Genomic DNA, 17951 nt, shown 5'->3' with positions numbered 1-17951 from the left:
TTGTGCACGTGGTGTCGTTGCGTTGATTTCCCGGCGCGCGGGATATCACCGGCAGGAGGCGCGCCCCCCGCGCCGAGTCCGCGGACCGGATCAGCGCGAGAACCGCCGATACGCGTTCGCGGCCTTCTGACCCCGCTGCATGTCCTTCAGCGCCCGGGAGGCCTCGTCGCGGTGGGCCTCGGTGAGGGCGAAGAGCTCCTGGTCGAGGTCGAGCACGCGGCGGATGCAGTCGGCCACCACCGTTGCCGCCTCCCGGGGCACGGGGCTCGCGAACAGCTCGCTGGAGAGCTGCTGGCGCTCGCGCTCGCGGGCGGCGAACGCCGGCCAGTCACCCGCCTGGCCGAGCTCGACCATCTCGCGGGTGAGCGCCAGGAGCTGGCGCGCGATGCGCTCGCGCGCCGCCGCGTCCGGCGCGTGGTCAGAGCGCTCCGCCGGCACTCGCGGGGTTTCCCTGTCGGCGGGCATCCCGCGCCTCGGCGGGGATGGCGTCCCAGCCATCGCGGATCTCGCGCACCAATGCCGCGGCCTCGTCCAGGGCGGCGACGTCGCTGCGGGCGTTGGCGGTCACCAGCCGGCGCTGGACGTAGTCGTAAAGCCCGTCCAGGTTCGCGGCCAGCTCGCCGCCCTGCTCGAAGTCCAGGCTGCCCCGCAGCCCGTCGATGATGGCGATCGCCTTGCCGATACGCTCGCCCTTGCGAACGATATCGCGCTGCTCGATGGCCCCGCGGGCCTGGGCCATGCGCTCCAGCGCGCCCTCGAACAGCATGCGGGTGAGCTCCCACGGGTCGGCGTAGGCCGCCTTGCTGGCGCCCACCTGCTGGTACTGCGCGATGCCGCGATTAAAGGCCATCCGTTGTGCTCCTCTGTGCGTTCATGCCCTGGCCCCGGCGTCAGCCGAGACCGCCGCCACCGCCACTACCGCCCGCACCGGGCAGGCCGGAGAGCTGCTGGCTGAGAAAAGTGCTGGTCTGGTTGAGCTCGGCCACCAGCGCGTCCATGGCGCTGAACTGCTCCGTGTAGCGGCGCTCGATGCGGTCCATGCGGTCCTCCAGGCGCTGGCGGTCGTCCGCCAGACCCTCAAGACGGTTGTTCAGGCTCTCCGTGCTGCTGGAGAGCGTGCCGTCGGAATCGATGAAGCTGCTGATCTGGCGGTCCAGCTCGCCCATGAGGCCGGTGGAGAAGATGACACTGCCGCGGTCGCCCGTGGCCTCGCCGGTGATCTCGAGCTTCAGCCCCTCGGCCGGCCCCTCCAGGCCGGTGAGGAAGCGGCCGAAGCCCTCGGCCTCGCGTCCGCCGATGGTGCCCTGGACGTCCGTGCCCTGGGCGCGGTCGCCCACGGTCAGGCCGAAGTCACCGGCTGCATCCGCGCTCACCAGCTCCACGGCGGATTCCGAGCCGTAGCGACTGGAGGTGATTTCGAGCCCCGTGCCATTAAACGCCACGCTCACGGAGATGCCGGCATCCCGCAGGTTGCTGTCGCCGTTGATGCGGGACTGGATCTCCGCCGCCAGCGCGTCGCCGTCGGCATAGCTGCCCTGGGTGAGATTGAGCGCGGCGGTCTGGACACCATCGATCTCGAAGCGCAGGCCGTCGTTGGCGTCGGTGATCTCCAGCGGGAAGCTGCCACTGATGTCGCCGCCGGTCAGCGTGCCGCGGGTCGCGAGCGCGGAGACGTTCACGCCATACTCGCCGGCCTGGGTCGCGCTGCGGCTGCTCTCGTAGGCGACGTTGTCGGCATTGCCGGTGAGCCCGGTGGGGGCGAAGAGCGCCCCCACGGCATCGAAGTTCTCGTCGAGCGCGGCGTCGAGGCGGGCGTCGTCCACCTCCAGCGCGCCGCTGCGGGTCGTCGTGATGCCGAGGTCCGCGAGGGAGCGCAGGCCCGTGCCTTCCAGCTCGCCCAGCGTCTGCCCCAGCGTGCTGCGCAGCCCGCTCTGGATGCTGCGCACCAGGGCATCGCCGTTGAGCGGGCCGGCCTGGTCGGTCTCGGCGTCGTAGCTGGTGAGCTTGCCGAGGGTCTCCTGCAGGCCGTTGTACGCGTCCACGAAGCCCTGGATCTGCTTCTTCGCGGCGGCGCGGTTCTCGCTGATCTCCACGCGGGCGGCCGTCTCGGTGGTGCCGTTCAGCGTGAGCGTCACGCCCTCGAAGAGATCGTCCACCGTGTTGCTGGCGCGGGTGATGGTGAGCCCGTCCACCGTTAGCTCGGCATCCTGCGCCGCTCGGGTCTGCTCCAGGTTGGTGGCCGCGGTGTTGAAGGCGAGCCGGGAGAGGCCGGCGTTGTCGGTGTTGTTGCCGTCGTCGTCCGCCGCCTCGACCACGAAACCGTTGGCTGCGCCGGTCTCGGAGGAGCTGAACACCAGCCGCTCGCCGCTGCCGTCGTTGACGATGGAGGCACGCACGCCGATCTCCGCGGCGTTCACCGCGTCGCGCACGTCCTCGACCGTATTCGCGGAGCCGGGGATCTCGATGTCCACTGCGCCCCGCTCAGTGTTCTCGGCGAAGCCCGTCACCGCGCCGGTGCCGTCCGTGGTGACCTCGCCGAAACGGAATGTGAGGGTTCCAGAGCCCACCGCACTGCTGCGCGCCGCGAATGCCGACGATGCCGCCCCCTGGGCGTCCGCCAGGCGATTGACGCCGATGTCATAGCGCCCGGTCTCCGCGCCGCTCTCGGCGCTGACCGACAGGGCGTCGCTGTCCGATGAGGTCGCCTTCATCTTCTGGAAGGCGTCGATGCTGGAGAGATCTCGCACGGTGCCGCGGAAATCCGAGAGCGCCGACTTCACCTGCCCCAGCGCCGAGAGCCGCGTCTCGAAGCGCTGCTGCTGGCTGTTGATCCGGTTCTCCCGGGGCGCCCGCTCCGCGGCGACCAGCTGGTCGACCAGCGAGCGGATATCCAGCCCGGAACCGACACCGAGCGAGCTGATGGAAGCCATGATTCAGAAACCTCGTGACGTCATGTCCCGCCGCGGGCCACCCGCGCAGGTCGGCATCCACCGAACGCGGACGCCGACATCCCCGCAAGCAAGATTCACGCCTCCCCCCGAAACAACACGCCCTGCAACTCCTGCAGGTTCTCCGCGATGGCCAGCACCTCGTCGGCGGGAATCTGGCGCACCACCTGATCCGTCTCCGAGTCGATCACCTTCACCACCGTGCGCCCGGTGGCCTCGTCCACCGAGAAACGCAGGTCCCGCTGCACCACCTGCACGAAATCGTTGATGCGAGCGACCGCATCGCCGACGGAGGCGGACTGCTCGGCCCGCTTCGCCTGCGCCGTTTCGACAGCCGCCGACACCGGACGCAGCAGCGCCCGAGGGGATACGGCCCGGCTCTCGGAACGGCCCGAATCCGAAGGCACCCGCAGGAGCTCACCGAACCGGGAGGCATCAATGGAATTGCTCATCAGACGATCACCTCGCGATCACCTGGAAGGCGCGGACCCGGCCACGCCGGGTCCGCCATGCGTGCCAGCCCTTACTGCAGCAGGGAGAGCACGTTCTGCGGGATCTGGTTGGCCTGGGCCAGCACAGAGGTGCCCGCCTGCTGCAGGATCTGAGCCTTGGTCAGCGAGGCCGTCTCGGAGGCGAAGTCCGCATCCTGGATGCGGGAGCGGGCGGCAGAGAGGTTCTCGCCGGTGGTGCTCAGATTGGCGATGGTGGACTCGAACCGGCTCTGCACTGCACCGAGCTCGGCCCGCAGGCCGTTCACCTGATCGAGCGCGAAGTCGACGGTGCGCAAGGCGTCGGTGGCGTCTTCGCGAGTGAGCACACTCACGCCGTTCAACGCCGAATCCGTCGCACTGATGGAATCGAGGCCAAACGCCGCTGCATCGCCGCCTGCAACGGCGATGCTCTCACCCACATCAGTGGCGAGCTCGATGCCGGCGAAGTATTCCTCAGCGCCGTTGATGATGCTGCTGGCATCCGCAGAGACATCGATGGAGGCGCCGTTGCCCTCGGTGAGAACAAGATCAGTACCATCCAGCGAGGCCGTCACACCGGTCTGCGACGAGAATTCGTTGAGCCGGTCCGCAACGGCGGTAGCATCCGCGCTGCTGGTGGCGTCGAAGTTGATAGTGACGCCGTTGATGGTGACATCAGCAGTGTTGGTGCCGGTAAGCGCGGTGAGGTCACCGTTCGCGATGGTGGTTTCGGTCACCGAGGCCTGAGTGGCGGAAACACCGCTGGAGGAGGACTTCGCGTTGATCGCGGAGATCACCTCGCTGATGGTGTTGGAACTGACATCGGAGGCCCCCGTGATGTCGGCAACACCGGAGATATCGATATCGATACCATTGATGGTGAGATCACCACTGCCCGTCACACCCGCGATTTCCGATGCCAGGAGCGCATCACCCTCATCAAATGCGGCGCCGAGCTCCGATCCCCGGGAGTCCACACCATCGACCGAAATCGTCTGGTTACGGTTCGCGCCGACCTGGAAGACCAAGTCCTGCAGTGAGCCGTCCAGCACATTCTGGCCGTTGAACTGCGTGGACTGGGCAATCCGATTCACCTCGGAGACGAGGGCATTGACCTCGTTATTCAGGGCTTCGCGGTCGGACGCCGAGTTGGTGTCGTTGGCCGACTGCACGGAGAGTTCGCGGATCCGCTGCAGGGCGTTACCGATCTCCCCAAGGGCTCCCTCTGCCGTCTGCGCAAAGGAAATTCCGTCATTGGCGTTCCGCGTCGCCTGGTCGAGGCCACGGATCTGCGCGGTGAAGCGCTCGGCAATGGCAAGACCCGCCGCGTCGTCCTTGGCGCTGTTGATGCGCAGGCCGGTAGACAGCCGCTCCAGCGAGACGTTGAGCTGGGACTGGGACTGATTGAGATTGCGCTGCGCGTTGAGCGAGGCAATGTTGGTGTTGATCACCTGAGCCATGAGGTTAACTCCTCTCGTTACGGCGCGTTTGGCCGCTGCTTGCTGTGACTCGGGCGGCAACCACCGCCCTCGCTGGAGTTAACGGCCTGACTCGGACTCGCTTTAGGGATTGACGCGAAATTCGTCACAGATCGACCGCGGGAAAACGATCCGGCCGGGCAATGCGTCCTCAGGCGTCCGACGTGGGACGACCGGACACAGCCTCGTCAAGCCTTGGAAAACGGCGATGCCAGTCCACGTATGGCGCCAACGCATCGCGCAACGGCGCAAGCTCGGCCTCGTAGCGCCGCCAGCGCTCATTCGAGCTGCGGTAGACGGGCTGGCGGACCTGCCAAGCGCTCGCGGTCAGCACCAAACCTCCACTGCGATGGGGTGATAGACAGGCGTCGTCCCATGGCAGACCCACGTAGTCGATGATCCGGCGTGACCACTGCTCAGGGTCCGCCGTCACTGCCTGGTAGGGGACATCGAGCCAGCCATCCGGGAATACCGAGCGCCAGAACTCCATCAGCCGGATGTAGTCTCGAAAACGCTCGGCGAGCCGCTCCAGGGAGAACGAAAAGTTCTGGCCCTCACTGAAGTCTTTCTGGTAGCAGGACAGACAGACATCCAGCGGATCGCGCACGCAGTGCAGGATGCGGGCACGCGGAAAGGCCAGGCGGATCAACCCGATGTGCAGCGTGTTGCCGGGCATCTTGTCGGTCACGCGGGCGTGGTGCGCTGCCGGGTCGGGCCTTGCCGAAAGATAGCGGTGCACCACGGCGGCCAAAGCCTCGCCGTCCAGGCCGGCGAGCCACTCGGGGTAGAAGTTCTGCAGCGGCCGCTCGCTGTCGTCCGTAATGGCGCGGGTCATCGCCGGCAGCTCGCCGCCGGCCAGAACCTGGGGATGGCTTGCCAGGACGCGCTCGGTCAGCGTGGTTCCCGAGCGAGGCATCCCCAGGATGAACACCGGGCTCTCATCCCGGGAGCCGTGCGCCTGCAAGTCGGCGATTCGCTCACGCGGAAACGCCGCCGTGAGCTCATCGACCAGTCGGGTGTAGGACCCTTCAGGATAGGGGCGCTGTCGGGCCCTGACGGCATTGCCCTCCGCGAAGCACCGGAACGCATCGGAATAGCACTTCGCGTCATCGAGCGCCTTGCCCCAGGAAAAGAAGAACAGGGCCCGGCGCTCGTCGGTCCACCGCTTCACGTCACCAGCAGCTCGTGGGAACAGCTGGAGATCGGCATCCTCCGGTGAGAAGCGCTTCGTCTGCGCAAGCCCGGTCAGCGCCTCAACATCGCCCGACGCAAGCGACAGGGCCTTACGGAAGGCGGCCTCCGCCTCCGCAAGGTGGCCCTGAGCCAAGAGAACCGACCCGAGATTCTTGTGGGGATCGGCGTAGCTCGCGTCGAGGCGCACGGCACGCCTCAGGCAACGCTCCGCGCGACGCCACGCGTGACGCAGCCGGTGGACATTGCCAAGGTTGTTCCAGGCAATCGCGCGGTCGGGCGCGCGCTTCAGTACTTTGCGGAACCAGAGCTCGGCTGCATCCAGATCGCCCTGCTCGAGGTGGGCCGTACCCAGGTTCGAGAGCACACCCGGCTGATCCGGATCCTGCCGCAACGCGGCCTCGAGCGTCTCGATGGCGGTAGACCACTCGCGCATCGCAACGAGCACGGCACCCAGATTCGCCAGTGCCTGCGGGAAATGCTGGCGCCGGGTGAGGGCCTCGGATATCAGCCGCAGCGCCAGTGGATGCTGTTCGTGGCGATAGGCGATCAGCCCAAGCAAGTGCAGGGCGTCGGGATCGCCTTCGCTGCGGGCCAGCACCGCTTCGCAGCGTTGCTTGGCCCGCTCGAGGCGGCCGGCATCGAAATCCCGCGATGCGAGCCTGAGTGCGTCGACGTGCGGGGAAGGCTTGGCGGTTGCACTTGCCACTCTTCGACTCCTGCGGTGGTGTATCGCGTCGCCGCCAGCACGGGCGACCGGCCTACAGGAACTGGAACAGGCTGAGGCCCTGGATCTGGCTGAAGCTGCGCTGGGCGGCCTGGAGACCGGTGAGGCGCAGGCTGAGGTCGCTGACGGCGCTGGCGTAGTCGAGGTCTTCGATTTCGCTTCTGGTGGTCTTCAGCTCGAGCACGGCGGTTTCGTTGGCCTGCTTTTCGCTGTCCAGGGCGTTCAGGCGGCCGCCGAGCTCGGTGCGGACCTGGAGGATGTTGCTCTGGGCCTGGTCGAGGTCTTCCAGGGTGCGGTTGCCGATGTTCAGGAATTCGGCGTTGGCGGCAGCGCCGTCGCGGGCGTTCTCAAGGGCGTCGGCGAAGCGGCCGACGGTCTCGAAGAGGGACTGGCGGCTGCTCGGCGCCACTGTGAAGGTATCTTCAGAGCCTGTCGTTCCGTCAGGAGTGCCCTCGACGGTCACCGACAGCCCGTCGAACTGGATCGGCGTGCCGGCCTCGTAGGTTCCGGAAGCGGCCGTGCCACCGGAGTTGTCCGTCACCGTGTAATCGAGCCCGCCGCCGCCATTGTCCGCGAATTCGATGGTGTAGGGCGCGTCCGGGGTCTGGCTGGCATCCACCACGTCGACGCCGGAGATGATCCCGGATCCGGAGTTGGCATCCGCCGCCGACGTCGCGTACTCCCCATCCCCATTGAAGATGGCCATGAACGTCTCGTAGCCCGAGTGCGTGGTGGCGATCTGGCGGCCGGGGCCGACCTGGGCGAAGCGGCTGGTCTGGTCGCCCTGGTAGACGATTTTGTCGCCCTCGCGCACGAAGGGCTTCTCGCGGCTCTGGCTGCCGGCGAAGAGGTACTCGCCGTCGCCGTCGGTGCTGTTGGCGAGCTGGACGAGCTGGTCCAGGCGCTCGCGGATCTCGGCGCCGATCTTCTGGCGGCCGTCGTCGCCGGTGGTGGCGTTGTTGGCCTGCACGGCGAGCTCGCGGATGCGCGTGATGCTGTTGCCCACCTGCTCGAGCACGCCCTCCTCCACCCGCATGCGGGACTCGGCAAAGTCGATGTTGCGGTTGTAGCGCTCGATGGTCTCGACGGACTTGGCGAGCTCCAGCGCCCGGGCGGAGCCGGACGGGTCGTCCGAGGGGTTGAGGATGCGCCGGCCGGTGGCGAGCTGCTCCTGGACCTTGGAGAGCCGACCCTGCTGGTCGAGCAGCGCGTTGACGCCGGTCTGCTGGATCTGGGGCGTGGAGATGCGCATGGGTTACCTCACCGCGGCGAGCAGCGAGTCGAACAGGCTGCGGCCGATGGAGATGGCCTGGGCGGAGGCCTGGTAGGCCTGCTGGAAGCGCAGGAGGTTGGCGGCCTCCTCGTCGAGGTTCACGCCGGAGAGGGACTCCCGGGCGGCGTTGGCCTGCTCCAGGGCGCTCTCCTGGGCGTCGCGGTTCACCTGGGCCTGGCGGGTGCTGCTGCCGATCTCGCCCACCAGGCTGGCGTAGGCCTCCTGGTAGGTGGTGTCGCCGCCGTTCAGGATGGATTCCTCGTTGAGGTTGCCGAGGGCCAGGGCGTTGGTGTTGTCGCCGCGGCCGTTGGTGTTGTTCTCGATGATGAGCTGGTCACCATCGGCTGGCACGCCGCTCAGGGTGAAGGTCGGGTCCCCGTAGTTCGCCAGGGATCCGGCACCGTCTACTGTGACACCGCCCGCATCCGTGCTCGGATCATAGTCCACGGTCGCTACCGTCGCACCATTGCCGTCGGTGATCTCCCAGGCACCGTTGCTCCCGCTGCCACCGGTGGCATTAAAGGTCAGCGTCAGCGGATTCTCGCCGCCGCTGAGGGGTAGGCCACTGGTGCTCCGAACGGACAGATCCGAGATGCCTGCCGTGCCGCCGTTGGTGCCCTGGCCATTCGGGTCCGTCGCCTCCACGGCACGCAGCGGCGAGGCCGCCGCGACCTGCGCAGGCCGGTCTAGTGCCACCGTCAACTCACTCGCGCCAAGGCGGGTGGGACGAATGAGGAAACTGTCCCCCGCCGTCACCGCGCTCGCGTCGATGTCCAGGCCATCGATCTGTGCCGTGGCGCCGCCTAGATTCTGGCTACTGCCGTCCGCAAGATTGGTCAGCGTGTAGTCCGTACCGTCGAAGCTCAGCCGATAATTGTCCCCGGTCAGCGCCCCGATGTTGCTGGTATCGATGCTCACCACCGGCTCGCCGGTCCCGGTATTGGTCTCGCGGGCAATGACCTGGGGCTGGCCGAGGTTGAAGAAATCCTCCCCCAGCTGCCCGGCGCTCCCGCTATCGAACTGCAGCCCCAGGTTCTGCTGATCATTGAACGTGGCGGCCACCGTGGTGGCAATGCGCCCGAGCTCGTCCCGCGCCGGGTCCAGCACCTCGCGGCGGAAGTCGAGGGCGCCGCCGAGGGTGCCGCCCTGGATGGAGTCGGTGATGTCGACGTTGTCGGAGCCGCCGGTGAAGGCGATGCGCGTCTGCTGCGGGTCCTCGGGGCTGTCGATGACGCCGAGCTCGCTCGCCTCGTAGCGACTGACCAGGGTCTGACCGCTGCCGATGTAGACGTTCAGCGAGCCGTCCTCCTGCTCCACGGTGCGGGCGGAGACGCGCTCGTTGAGCTGGCGGATGAGGCTGTCGCGCTCGTCCAGCAGGTCGTTGGGCGGCTGGCCGCCGGTGCGGCCGAGCTCGCCGACGATGTCGCGGTTGAGGTCGGCGATGGCGCCGGCGAGCTCGTTGACCTCGGCAACCTGGGTCTCCAGCTGCCGGTCGACGTCGGCGTTGATGGCGCTGAAGCGGCCATCCAGGAACTGGAAGCGGGCCGCGAGATTCTCGCCCTGGCCGAGCAGGGCCTCGCGGGCGGTGCTGGAGGTCGGGTCGTTGGCGACGTCCTGCACGGCGCCGAAGAATTCCTGCAGCGCCGGCGAAAGGCCGGCGGACTGATCCGCTACCAGGTCGTCGAGGCGCCCGGCCAGGCCGGAGAGCGTGTCAAGGCGCTGGAACTCACTGGTGGCCACCTGCACGGCGGTCTCGCGCTGCTGGCTGAAGATGCGGCGGACGGTCTGCGTCTCCACGCCGTTGCCGAGGAACCCGGCGCCGGTGGCGGTGGGCGTGCGGGTGCCCTGCTCCACGCGCTGGCGGGTGAAGCCCTCGGTGTTGACGTTGGAGATGTTGTGGGACGTGGTGCCGAGCGAGCGCTGTGCCGCCAGCAGCCCCGAGATCCCGCTCTGGAAGATGTCCGCCATGGCCTTGCCTCGCTGTGGGGGCGCTCGCTTCGCCCCTCACCGTCAGGTTGTCGTCTCGCCGCCGCCGTTCTTGAGCGCGGAGAGGGTGTCGCCGCGCAGGATGCGGCCCACCTTGTCGGCATAGGCCGGGTCGGTGGCGTAGCCGGCATCCTGCAGCGCGCGGATGAAACGGTCGGGGTCGTCACCGGAGCGCAGCGCCTCGGTGTAGCGCGGGTGGCTGCGCAGGAAGTCGGCGTAGTCCCGGAACGCCGCCTCCAGGGACTCGTAGGCGCGGAACTGCGCGTGCTCGCGCACGGCGACGCCGTCCCGGTACTCCAGCGTCGGCACGCCGACGGTGGGGCCGTCCCAGTCCCGATGCGCCTTGATGTTGAAGACGTTGTGCGAGCTGGCGCCCTCGGCGCCGCGCAGGACGTGCTGGCCCCAGCCGGTTTCCAGGGCCGCCTGGGCCACCAGGGCCTCCGGCGGGACGCCGAGCTCGCGGCCGGTGCGCTGGGCGAGGGGCCAGAGGGTTTGGGCGAAGGCTTCGGGCGTGTTGGGAACGCCCGTCGTCCCGGCCTCGGCCGGGATTCGCGGCGGGGGCGCCGCTCCTACAGGCTCCGATCCGGGCGCTGGGGCACCCTCGCCCCGAATCTGCCCTGCTCTCGCCTGTAGCTCGCCCGGCAGCGGGCGGGCGGGCAGGCGGCTGTAGCCGTCGATGCCCCGGTCCAGCCCCGGGCCCTCTTCCGTCAGGCCGCGGCTTTGCAGAATCTGGCGCTCGACCATGTCGGCGAGGCCCATGCCCTGGCCGCGGGCGACGTCGCTCGCGAGCTGCTGGTCGAACAGGCTCTGGTACTGGTCCATGCCGGGGCCGTCGAACATGCCGCCCTCGGGCAGCGTGGCGCGCATGCGCTTGAGCATGGTCTGCACGAACAGGGACTCGAACTGCTCCGCGACCTCGCGCACCGCCTCCCGGCTGCCGCCGTCGGCCCCCTGCACCGCCCCTCGCAGCTGCGTCAGGTGGCGGCTGTCGAGGGCGTTGGCGTGGACGCTGTCGAGGTCGTAGCTGTTCATGAGTGTAGGTATACGGCCGCTTGGGGATTAACCGCCAAGGCGCAAAGGGCGCGAAGGGCGCGAAGGGAGCGCGAAGGGGCATCGAGCCAGCACGAGCAGGAATCGTCCCTCTGTAACCCTTTGCGCCCTTCGCGCCTTGGCGGTTGTCCCCGGCCAGACACGCCGGAAGGCACGTACCGGCCAACGGACCAGGCCGCGCTGCGCGCGGCTGTCGGCGAGCGCTGCGCGCTTGCCGACCTACGGCTGCCGGGAACGCGTGCGTAGGTCGTGCGCGGCGCAGCCGCGTGCGACGTCTCGGGTCCGGGCCGAGCGGGATGTCGCACAGCGCTGCGCGCTGCACGACCTACGGGGTTCTTGCCGGGCGGCGTGAGATTCGCGGCGGGGGCGCCGCTCCTACACGCTCCGGTCCCGGCGCAGGGGTAAGCGTTACGGGAGGCGCGCCGGCGCGCCGAATCGGAACAAGAAAAAATAATCCCCTTTGCGCTCCCTTCGCGCCCTTTGCGCCTTTGCGGTTGTCCCCATCCAGATACCACGCTCATGGCCAACCTCAGATGACGATCAGCTCGGCGCGGAGGGCGCCGGCCTGCTTGAGGGCCTGGAGGATCGCGACCAGGTCGCTGGGGGCGGCGCCGACGCGGTTGACGGCGTTGACGATCTCGGAGAGCTCGGTGCCGGGGCCGAACAGGAACATGGGCTCGGCCTCCTCCTCGGCGGTGATCTCCGTGTCCTGCTCGATGGCGGTGTCACCCTCGGCGAGGGGGTTCGGCTGCACGACCTCCGGGTCCTCGCTGATGGTCACCGTGAGGCTGCCGTGGCTCACCGCGGCGGGCTGCACGCGTACCTGGCTGCCAATGACGATGGTGCCGGTGCGGGCGTTGATGATGACCTTCGCCGGCCCCTGTCCGGGGTCCACCTCCAGGTTCTCGATGTAGCTGATGTAGCTCACCTTCTGGTCCGCGCCCTGGGGTGCCCGCACGCGCACGGAGACGGCGTCCAGGGCCTGGGCGGTGTCGGGGCCTAGGTGGTCATTCAGCACCTGGGCCATGCGCTGCGCGGTGGTGAAGTCCGGGGTGTGGAGGTTCAGCACCACGGCGCCGCTGTCGGCGAAGCCGTTGGCCACCTCGCGCTCGACGGTGGCGCCGTTGGGCACCCGGCCGGTGCTCGGGATGTTCACCGTGATGGAGCTGCCGTCACCGCCCTCGGCGCTGAAGCCGCTGACCAGCAGATTGCCCTGCGCCATGGCGTAGACCTGGCCGTCGGCGCCCTTGAGCGGGGTCATCAGCAGGTTTCCGCCGCGCAGGCTGTCGGCGTTGCCGAGGGACGAGACGGTGACGTCGATGCTCTGGCCGGGCTTGGCGAAGGGCGGCAGCTCCGCGGTGACCATGACCGCGGCCACGTTCTGCAGCTGCAGGTTCTGGTTGCTCGGCAGGCTGATGCCCTGGGCGGCGAGCATGGCGCGCACGCTCTCCACGGTGAACGGCGTCTGGCTGGTCTGGTCGCCGGTGCCGTCCAGGCCCACCACCAGGCCGTAGCCCACCAGCTGGTTGGCACGCACGCCCTCGACGGCGGCCAGGTCCTTGATGCGCTCGGCCTGGGCGGCGGGTGCCACCAGGGCGAGGAAAAGCAGTGCGAAGATCCAGCGACGCATGGCGTCCTCCTAGAACGGTGAGATCACGCTCATGAACAGCCGCGAGAGCCAGCCCATGCGGCTGCTGTCGGCGAGCGCGCCGCTGCCCGTGTAGCTGATGCGCGCGTTGGCGACGCGGGTCGAGGAGACCGTGTTGTCCGCCGAGAGATCGTCCCGGCGCACGGTGCCGCTGATAGTGACGTACTCGTCGCCGCGGTTCAGCGTGAGCTTCTTCTGGCCCTGGATCACCAGGTTGCCGTTGGGCTGCACGCGGATGACCTGGGCGGTGAGCGTGCCGGAGAGGGCATTGCTCTGCGCCGCAGAGCCGCCGCCGTCGAAGGACTGATCCGCCTCGACGCCGAACTCCACCGGAACGCCGTCGCGGGTCACCTCCCGGCCCATGATCGTGGGCGCCGGGAAGTCGACGTTGCTCGAGCGGGACAGCGACTGGTTGGCGTCCTTGCTGGCGTCGGTGGACTCCTCCAGCACCACGGTGATGATGTCCCCCACGCGCCGGGCGATGCGGCTCTCGTAGAGGCGCACGTCGCGGCCGGCCTGATAGATGCTGCCGTTGGCGGCGACCTCGGGCTGGTCGAACTCGGGCTCCGGGAGTGCGGCCGGCGGCTCGTCGGGCATGCGCGAGGCACAGCCGCCGAGCAGCAGCGCCAGCGCGAGCAGAACAGGGACGGTGCGGATCATGACGGCACTCCGGTGGCGTTGCACGCCGATCAGACGTTCTGCGTGATGAACTGCAGCATCTGGTCGGTGGCCGAGATGGCGCGGGTGTTGGTCTCGAAGCCGCGCTGGGTTTCGATCATGTTCACCAGCTCCTCGGCGATGTTGACGTTGGAGCTCTCCAGCGCCCCCTGCTGGAGACTGCCGAGCCCATTCACGCCGGGGGCATCCTGCTGCGGTGCGCCGCTGGCGGCGGTCTCGGTGTAGAGGTTGTCGCCGATCGGCTGGAGACCCGCCGGGTTGATGAAGTCGGCGAGCTGGATATTGCCCACCTGCACCGGCTGCGCCTGGCCGGCCACCTGCGCGCTCACCGTGCCGTCGGCGCCGATGGTGATGCTCTCCGTGTCCTGCGGGATCACCAGGTTCGGCTCGATGGGATAGCCGTTCTTGGTGACGATCTGGCCCTGGTTGTCCAGCTGCAGGGAGCCGTCGCGGGTGTAGGCCGCGGTGCCGTCGGGCCGCAGCACCTGCATGAAGCCGCGGCCGTTGATGGCGACGTCCAGGCTGTTGCCGGTCTGCTGCAGATTGCCCTGGGTATGGTTCTTCTCGGTGCCGGCGACGCGCACGCCGGTACCCAGCATCAGCCCCGAGGGCAGCTGGGTGTCCTGGGTGCTCTGCCCACCGGGCTGGCGGATGGTCTGGTAGACCAGATCCTCGAACTTGGCCGTGTCCTTCTTGAAGCCCGTGGTGTTGACATTCGCCAGGTTGTTGGAGACCACGCTCATGCGCGTCTGCTGCGCATCGAGACCGGTCTTGGCGACCCAGAGTGCGGGATTCATGGCATATCCTCCGTTGGCTCGGGGCGGCGTCACGCCGCCTCATGCCGGGTAGCTTGCAAGGGGCGTGCCCGTTCAGCCGCCACCGCGCAGCAGGCGCTGGGCGGTCTCGTCGTTCTCGCGGGCGGACTGCATCAGCTTCACGTACGTCTCGTAGCTGCGCGAGTGGTCGATCATGTTCACCAGCGCGTCCACGGCGTTGACGTTGCTGCCCTCGCGGGCCCCGGAGACCACGCGCACGCCGGCATCCGCCGCGGCTACACCGCCCTCGGCGAGGCGGAAGAGCCCGTCCTCGCCCTTCTGCAGCTGCTCCGGCGGCGGGTTGACGAGCTTGATGCGGTCCAGCGCCGCGATCGCCGTCTCGTCCTGCCCCAGGGGCACGATGCTGACGGTGCCGTCCTCGCCGATCTCGATCTTCTCCGCCGGCGGCACGGCCACTGGGCCCGCCTCGCCAAGGACGAGGCGCCCGTCCCCGGTCTCCAGCAGGCCGCCGGTGCTGATCTGCAGGTCGCCGCGCCGGGTATAGCCCTCGGTGCCGTCGGCGGCCTGCACGGCGATCCAGCCCTCGCCCTTGATGGCGACATCCAGCTCCCGGCCGGTGCTGACCAGCGGCCCCTGGGACAGATCGGCGCCCATGCCCACCGCTTCCGAGTACACCCGGGCCGGATGCCCGGGCCCGCTCATCGGCCGGCTCTGCAGCGACTCCAGGTCGGCACGGAAGCCGGGCGTGTTCACGTTCGCCAGGTTGTGGTTGTTGACGCGCTGCGCCTCGAAGGCGTGCTTCGCGCCGGTCATCGCCAGGTAGACCATGCGGTCCATGGCGTTGCCTCCTTCCGCCTGAGCTCAGCGAGCCCTAGCGGATGTTCAGGATCTCCTGGGTGATCTGGTCCTGGGTGCTGATCACCTGCGAGTTCGCCTGGTAGTTGCGCTGCGCGGTGATCATCTGCACCAGCTGCTCGGTGAGGTTGACGTTGGACTGCTCCAGCGCCCCCGCCTCCAGCGAGCCGAGGCCGGAGGAATCCGGCGCGCCCAGCAGCGCGGGGCCGGACTCGAAGGTCTCCCGCCAGCGGGTGTCTCCCGCCTCCTGCAGCTTCTCCGGGGACTGGAAGCGCGCCAGCGCCACCTGCCCGAGCACCTGGCTCTGGCCGTTGGTGAAGCGCGCCAGCAGGCGGCCGTCGCCCTCCACGTTCAGGCTGGAGAACTGGCCGGCGGCGAAGCCGTCCTGGTTGATCTGCTTGACCTCGAACTCGGCGCCGAACTGGGTGAGGGCGTCGAAGTCGGGGGTCACGCTAACCGGGTCGACGCCTGGATAGTTGAACGTGTAGGCGCTGGTGTCGCTCAGTGAGTCGAACGTACCGTCATTATTAAATGAGAGCGTACGCGGTCCCAGCACGCCACCAGTGCCGCCGCCATCAACGTGGACCTCCCACTCGTTCGCGGTCGCGGTCTTGCGGAAGTACAGGGTCGCCCGGTGGTCCGTGCCCTGACCGTCGTAGATGGTCGTACTCGTGGAGAAGTTGTAGCTCTGCGGATCGGTTGCATCGAACGCGTTGGCCGGCTCCGCTGCGGCCGCATCGAGGTTGGCACTCACCGACAGCTCCGTGGTCGCCTCCGGCGCCACATTGCCGATATTCACCTGCAGATCGTCCAGCGCGCCGCCGATGTTGCCGTCGCCATCCGCCTGATAGCCGGTCAGCCGCCGGTTGTTGGCGTCGACGATGTAGCCGTCGCGGTCGAGCTGGAACGAGCCGTTGCGGGTGTAGCTGACCTCCCCCTCGCCCTCGCTGATGCGGAAGAAGCCCGTGCCGTTGATGGCGAGGTCCAGGCTGTTGCCAGTGAAGTCGAACTGGCCCTGGCCGAAGCTCTGCTTCACGTCGGCGAGGCGCACGCCCTGGCCGATGGCGGTCTGGGAGACGCCCAGGTTGCTCGCCGCGAACAGATCCGCGAACTCGGCCCGGGAGGACTTGAAGCCCACGGTCCCGCTGTTGGCGATGTTGTTGCCGGTGACGTCGAGGTCCGAGGCGGCGGCGTTAAGGCCGCTCAATGCGGTTTCGAAAGACATGGCCCTTCCTCCAGGCTCACTTGACTTGGCGAACGTCGGCCAGGCTCATGGACCCCAGGCCTTCGAGTTCGAGTTGGGGGCTGCGGCCGTCGCGGGAGAGGCTCACGCTCTCCACGGTGGCCGCCATGCGGGTGTCGAGGCCCACGGCCTCGCCGCCGAGGCGGGTGCTGGCCTGCACGGTGTAGGTCCCGGCGGGCAGGCGCTCGCCGGCGGCGTTGCGCCCGTCCCACTGAAAGGCGGCGCTGCCCGCGGGGCGCGCCCCGAGGTCGAGCTGGCGCACGGTCTGCCCGGCGGCATCGGTGATCGTCACCGTCAGATTGTCGACGGACGACGGTACGCTGACACTGCCGGCGAGCTCGCCCTCTTGCGGCAGGTAGCCGCTGCCGGCATCGACGAGCACCTGGCGCCCGACCAGCCCCGCCGCCTGCAGCGACTGCGTGGCCTGCATGGACTCCGAGAAGTCGCCGAAGGCGGACTGCAGATCCTGGATGCCCGCGGCGCTGGTGAACTGCGCGATCTGCGCCATGAAGTCCCCGCTCTCCATGGGCTTGAGCGGATCCTGGTTGCGCAGCTGCGTGGTCATGAGCTCGAGGAAGTCCTCCTGGCCGAGCTCGTCGCGGCGCTTGCCCTCGCCGTTGCTGGCGCCGGTCGCGGCGCTGCCGTTGATACCGGAGACGTCGAACATGGTCTCTGCCCTCTGCGCGCGGCGCGGGTTACTGGCCAAGCTGCAGCGTCTGCAGCAGCAGGTCGCGGGAGGTGGTCATCACCTCCACGTTGTTCTGGTAGGAGCGGGAGGCGGAGATCATGTTGACCATCTCCTCCACCGTGTTGACGTTCGAGCGGTAGACGTAGCCGTCGGCGTCCGCCTCGGGGTGCTCGGGCTGGTAGAGCGGCTGCACCGGCGCGTCGCTCTCGACGATGCCGCGCAGCTGCACACCGCCGCCGCCCTGCCCGCCCGGCGCCTGCAGCCCGCCGCGGGCCGCCTGCAGCTCGGCGGCGAACACCGGCTGGCGGGCCCGGTAGGCGGTTTCCGGCGAGCCGCTCACGGTCTCCGCATTGGCAAGATTGCTGGCGGTGACGTTCAGCCGGGTGGACTGGGCCGTCAGCGCCGAGCCCGAGATGTTGAAGATGTCGTACAGCGCCATGGTCACTCCCTCCGCAGGGCGTTGATGAGCCCGGTGAAGCGGCTGCCGAGGAATTGCAGCGAGGCCTGGTAGTTCACCGTGCTCTCGGCGAAGCGCCCGCGCTCCTGGTCGAGCTCCACGGTGTTGCCGTCGAGGGAGGGATTGGCCGGCACCCGGTACTGCGGCGTCGGATTGCCGACACTGCTGCCCGGGGGCGTCAGATGTCCGGCGCTCGTGCGGTTAAGTGCCAGCCCGCCGTCACCCGCCGCCTGCCGCATGGCCGCGCGGAAGTCGAGGTCGCGCGCCTTGTAGTTCGGCGTATCGGCGTTGGCGATGTTCTCCGCCAGCAGCTGCGTCCGCCGCTCATGCAGCTGCAGCGCATCCGCCGCCGGCCCGAGGGCCTTGTCGAGGGATAGGGTCATGGCCCGTCACCTCCCATTCATGGGCTCGACGGGCTCTTTGCAATCGCTGTGCCAGGCGGGAAGAGGCGTTAACCGCAAAGGCGCGAAGGGGCGGCAAGAA

Annotated in this window: 17 protein-coding genes; all 17 read right to left on the bottom strand. The window is 68.6% G+C overall.

What is annotated here, in order from left to right:
- Window positions 1–90: 90 nt before the first annotated feature.
- A complete protein-coding gene (locus LMH63_RS09085; RefSeq protein WP_229332771.1) occupies window positions 91–438 on the bottom strand; it encodes a flagellar protein FliT in 348 nt (115 codons plus the stop codon).
- A complete protein-coding gene (gene fliS, locus LMH63_RS09080) occupies window positions 419–850 on the bottom strand; it encodes a flagellar export chaperone FliS (RefSeq protein ID WP_109679166.1) in 432 nt (143 codons plus the stop codon). The genes LMH63_RS09085 and fliS overlap by 20 nt, the downstream gene beginning before the upstream one ends.
- A 40-nt stretch (window positions 851–890) precedes the next feature.
- On the bottom strand, window positions 891–2930 hold the full coding sequence (gene fliD / locus LMH63_RS09075; RefSeq protein ID WP_109679167.1) for a flagellar filament capping protein FliD: 2040 nt from the start codon (window positions 2928–2930) through the stop codon (window positions 891–893).
- Window positions 2931–3025: 95 nt separating this feature from the next.
- Window positions 3026–3400, bottom strand: coding sequence for a flagellar protein FlaG (locus LMH63_RS09070; protein ID WP_109679168.1), 375 nt, complete (start codon window positions 3398–3400; stop codon window positions 3026–3028).
- Between the two features lie 71 nt (window positions 3401–3471).
- Window positions 3472–4878 carry a flagellin N-terminal helical domain-containing protein gene (locus LMH63_RS09065; RefSeq protein ID WP_109679169.1) on the bottom strand — a complete coding sequence of 469 codons (1407 nt, stop codon included), beginning with the start codon at window positions 4876–4878 and terminating at the stop codon, window positions 3472–3474.
- A 169-nt stretch (window positions 4879–5047) separates the two neighbouring features.
- Window positions 5048–6796, bottom strand: a complete 1749-nt coding sequence (locus LMH63_RS09060; protein ID WP_109679170.1) for a tetratricopeptide repeat-containing sulfotransferase family protein — start codon at window positions 6794–6796, stop codon at window positions 5048–5050.
- 52 nt (window positions 6797–6848) lie between these two features.
- Window positions 6849–8066 (bottom strand): flagellar hook-associated protein FlgL, encoded by a 1218-nt coding sequence (flgL, locus tag LMH63_RS09055; protein ID WP_109679171.1) that lies wholly within the window; start codon window positions 8064–8066, stop codon window positions 6849–6851.
- Window positions 8067–8069: 3 nt separating this feature from the next.
- Window positions 8070–10055: a flagellar hook-associated protein FlgK gene (gene flgK, locus LMH63_RS09050; RefSeq protein ID WP_109679172.1), complete on the bottom strand. Its 1986-nt coding sequence runs from the start codon at window positions 10053–10055 to the stop codon at window positions 8070–8072.
- A gap of 42 nt (window positions 10056–10097) precedes the next feature.
- Window positions 10098–11105: a flagellar assembly peptidoglycan hydrolase FlgJ gene (gene flgJ, locus LMH63_RS09045; protein WP_109679173.1), complete on the bottom strand. Its 1008-nt coding sequence runs from the start codon at window positions 11103–11105 to the stop codon at window positions 10098–10100.
- A 547-nt stretch (window positions 11106–11652) separates the two neighbouring features.
- Window positions 11653–12753 (bottom strand): flagellar basal body P-ring protein FlgI, encoded by a 1101-nt coding sequence (locus LMH63_RS09040; RefSeq protein WP_109679174.1) that lies wholly within the window; start codon window positions 12751–12753, stop codon window positions 11653–11655.
- A gap of 9 nt (window positions 12754–12762) precedes the next feature.
- A complete protein-coding gene (gene flgH / locus LMH63_RS09035) occupies window positions 12763–13431 on the bottom strand; it encodes a flagellar basal body L-ring protein FlgH (protein WP_109679175.1) in 669 nt (222 codons plus the stop codon).
- 29 nt (window positions 13432–13460) lie between these two features.
- A complete protein-coding gene (flgG, locus tag LMH63_RS09030) occupies window positions 13461–14246 on the bottom strand; it encodes a flagellar basal-body rod protein FlgG (RefSeq protein ID WP_109679176.1) in 786 nt (261 codons plus the stop codon).
- Between the two features lie 72 nt (window positions 14247–14318).
- On the bottom strand, window positions 14319–15062 hold the full coding sequence (flgF, locus tag LMH63_RS09025; RefSeq protein ID WP_109679177.1) for a flagellar basal-body rod protein FlgF: 744 nt from the start codon (window positions 15060–15062) through the stop codon (window positions 14319–14321).
- A 34-nt stretch (window positions 15063–15096) separates the two neighbouring features.
- Window positions 15097–16305, bottom strand: coding sequence for a flagellar hook protein FlgE (gene flgE, locus LMH63_RS09020; RefSeq protein ID WP_109679178.1), 1209 nt, complete (start codon window positions 16303–16305; stop codon window positions 15097–15099).
- A 16-nt stretch (window positions 16306–16321) separates the two neighbouring features.
- Window positions 16322–16990, bottom strand: coding sequence for a flagellar hook assembly protein FlgD (locus tag LMH63_RS09015; RefSeq protein ID WP_109679179.1), 669 nt, complete (start codon window positions 16988–16990; stop codon window positions 16322–16324).
- Window positions 16991–17018: 28 nt separating this feature from the next.
- The gene (gene flgC / locus LMH63_RS09010; RefSeq protein ID WP_109679180.1) at window positions 17019–17450 is read right to left on the bottom strand and encodes a flagellar basal body rod protein FlgC; all 432 of its coding nucleotides are present in this window, start codon (window positions 17448–17450) and stop codon (window positions 17019–17021) included.
- A gap of 2 nt (window positions 17451–17452) precedes the next feature.
- The gene (flgB, locus tag LMH63_RS09005) at window positions 17453–17851 is read right to left on the bottom strand and encodes a flagellar basal body rod protein FlgB (protein ID WP_109679181.1); all 399 of its coding nucleotides are present in this window, start codon (window positions 17849–17851) and stop codon (window positions 17453–17455) included.
- Window positions 17852–17951 lie beyond the last annotated feature (100 nt).

Origin of the sequence: Spiribacter halobius, assembly GCF_020883455.1 — a bacterium.
Taxonomy (GTDB): domain Bacteria; phylum Pseudomonadota; class Gammaproteobacteria; order Nitrococcales; family Nitrococcaceae; genus Sediminicurvatus; species Sediminicurvatus halobius.
Note: the sequence above shows the minus strand (reverse complement) of the source record. Positions and strands in the feature narration are given on the sequence as shown.

Bases quoted from the DNA above. Each gene is read 5' to 3' on its own strand.
- fliS (WP_109679166.1), bottom strand. From the start codon at position 850: ATGGCCTTTAATCGCGGCATCGCGCAGTACCAGCAGGTGGGCGCCAGC.
- fliD (WP_109679167.1), bottom strand. From the start codon at position 2,930: ATGGCTTCCATCAGCTCGCTCGGTGTCGGTTCCGGGCTGGATATCCGC.
- LMH63_RS09070 (WP_109679168.1), bottom strand. From the start codon at position 3,400: ATGAGCAATTCCATTGATGCCTCCCGGTTCGGTGAGCTCCTGCGGGTG.
- LMH63_RS09065 (WP_109679169.1), bottom strand. From the start codon at position 4,878: ATGGCTCAGGTGATCAACACCAACATTGCCTCGCTCAACGCGCAGCGC.
- flgL (WP_109679171.1), bottom strand. From the start codon at position 8,066: ATGCGCATCTCCACGCCCCAGATCCAGCAGACCGGCGTCAACGCGCTG.
- flgK (WP_109679172.1), bottom strand. From the start codon at position 10,055: ATGGCGGACATCTTCCAGAGCGGGATCTCGGGGCTGCTGGCGGCACAG.
- flgJ (WP_109679173.1), bottom strand. From the start codon at position 11,105: ATGAACAGCTACGACCTCGACAGCGTCCACGCCAACGCCCTCGACAGC.
- LMH63_RS09040 (WP_109679174.1), bottom strand. From the start codon at position 12,753: ATGCGTCGCTGGATCTTCGCACTGCTTTTCCTCGCCCTGGTGGCACCC.
- flgH (WP_109679175.1), bottom strand. From the start codon at position 13,431: ATGATCCGCACCGTCCCTGTTCTGCTCGCGCTGGCGCTGCTGCTCGGC.
- flgG (WP_109679176.1), bottom strand. From the start codon at position 14,246: ATGAATCCCGCACTCTGGGTCGCCAAGACCGGTCTCGATGCGCAGCAG.
- flgF (WP_109679177.1), bottom strand. From the start codon at position 15,062: ATGGACCGCATGGTCTACCTGGCGATGACCGGCGCGAAGCACGCCTTC.
- flgE (WP_109679178.1), bottom strand. From the start codon at position 16,305: ATGTCTTTCGAAACCGCATTGAGCGGCCTTAACGCCGCCGCCTCGGAC.
- LMH63_RS09015 (WP_109679179.1), bottom strand. From the start codon at position 16,990: ATGTTCGACGTCTCCGGTATCAACGGCAGCGCCGCGACCGGCGCCAGC.
- flgC (WP_109679180.1), bottom strand. From the start codon at position 17,450: ATGGCGCTGTACGACATCTTCAACATCTCGGGCTCGGCGCTGACGGCC.
- flgB (WP_109679181.1), bottom strand. From the start codon at position 17,851: ATGACCCTATCCCTCGACAAGGCCCTCGGGCCGGCGGCGGATGCGCTG.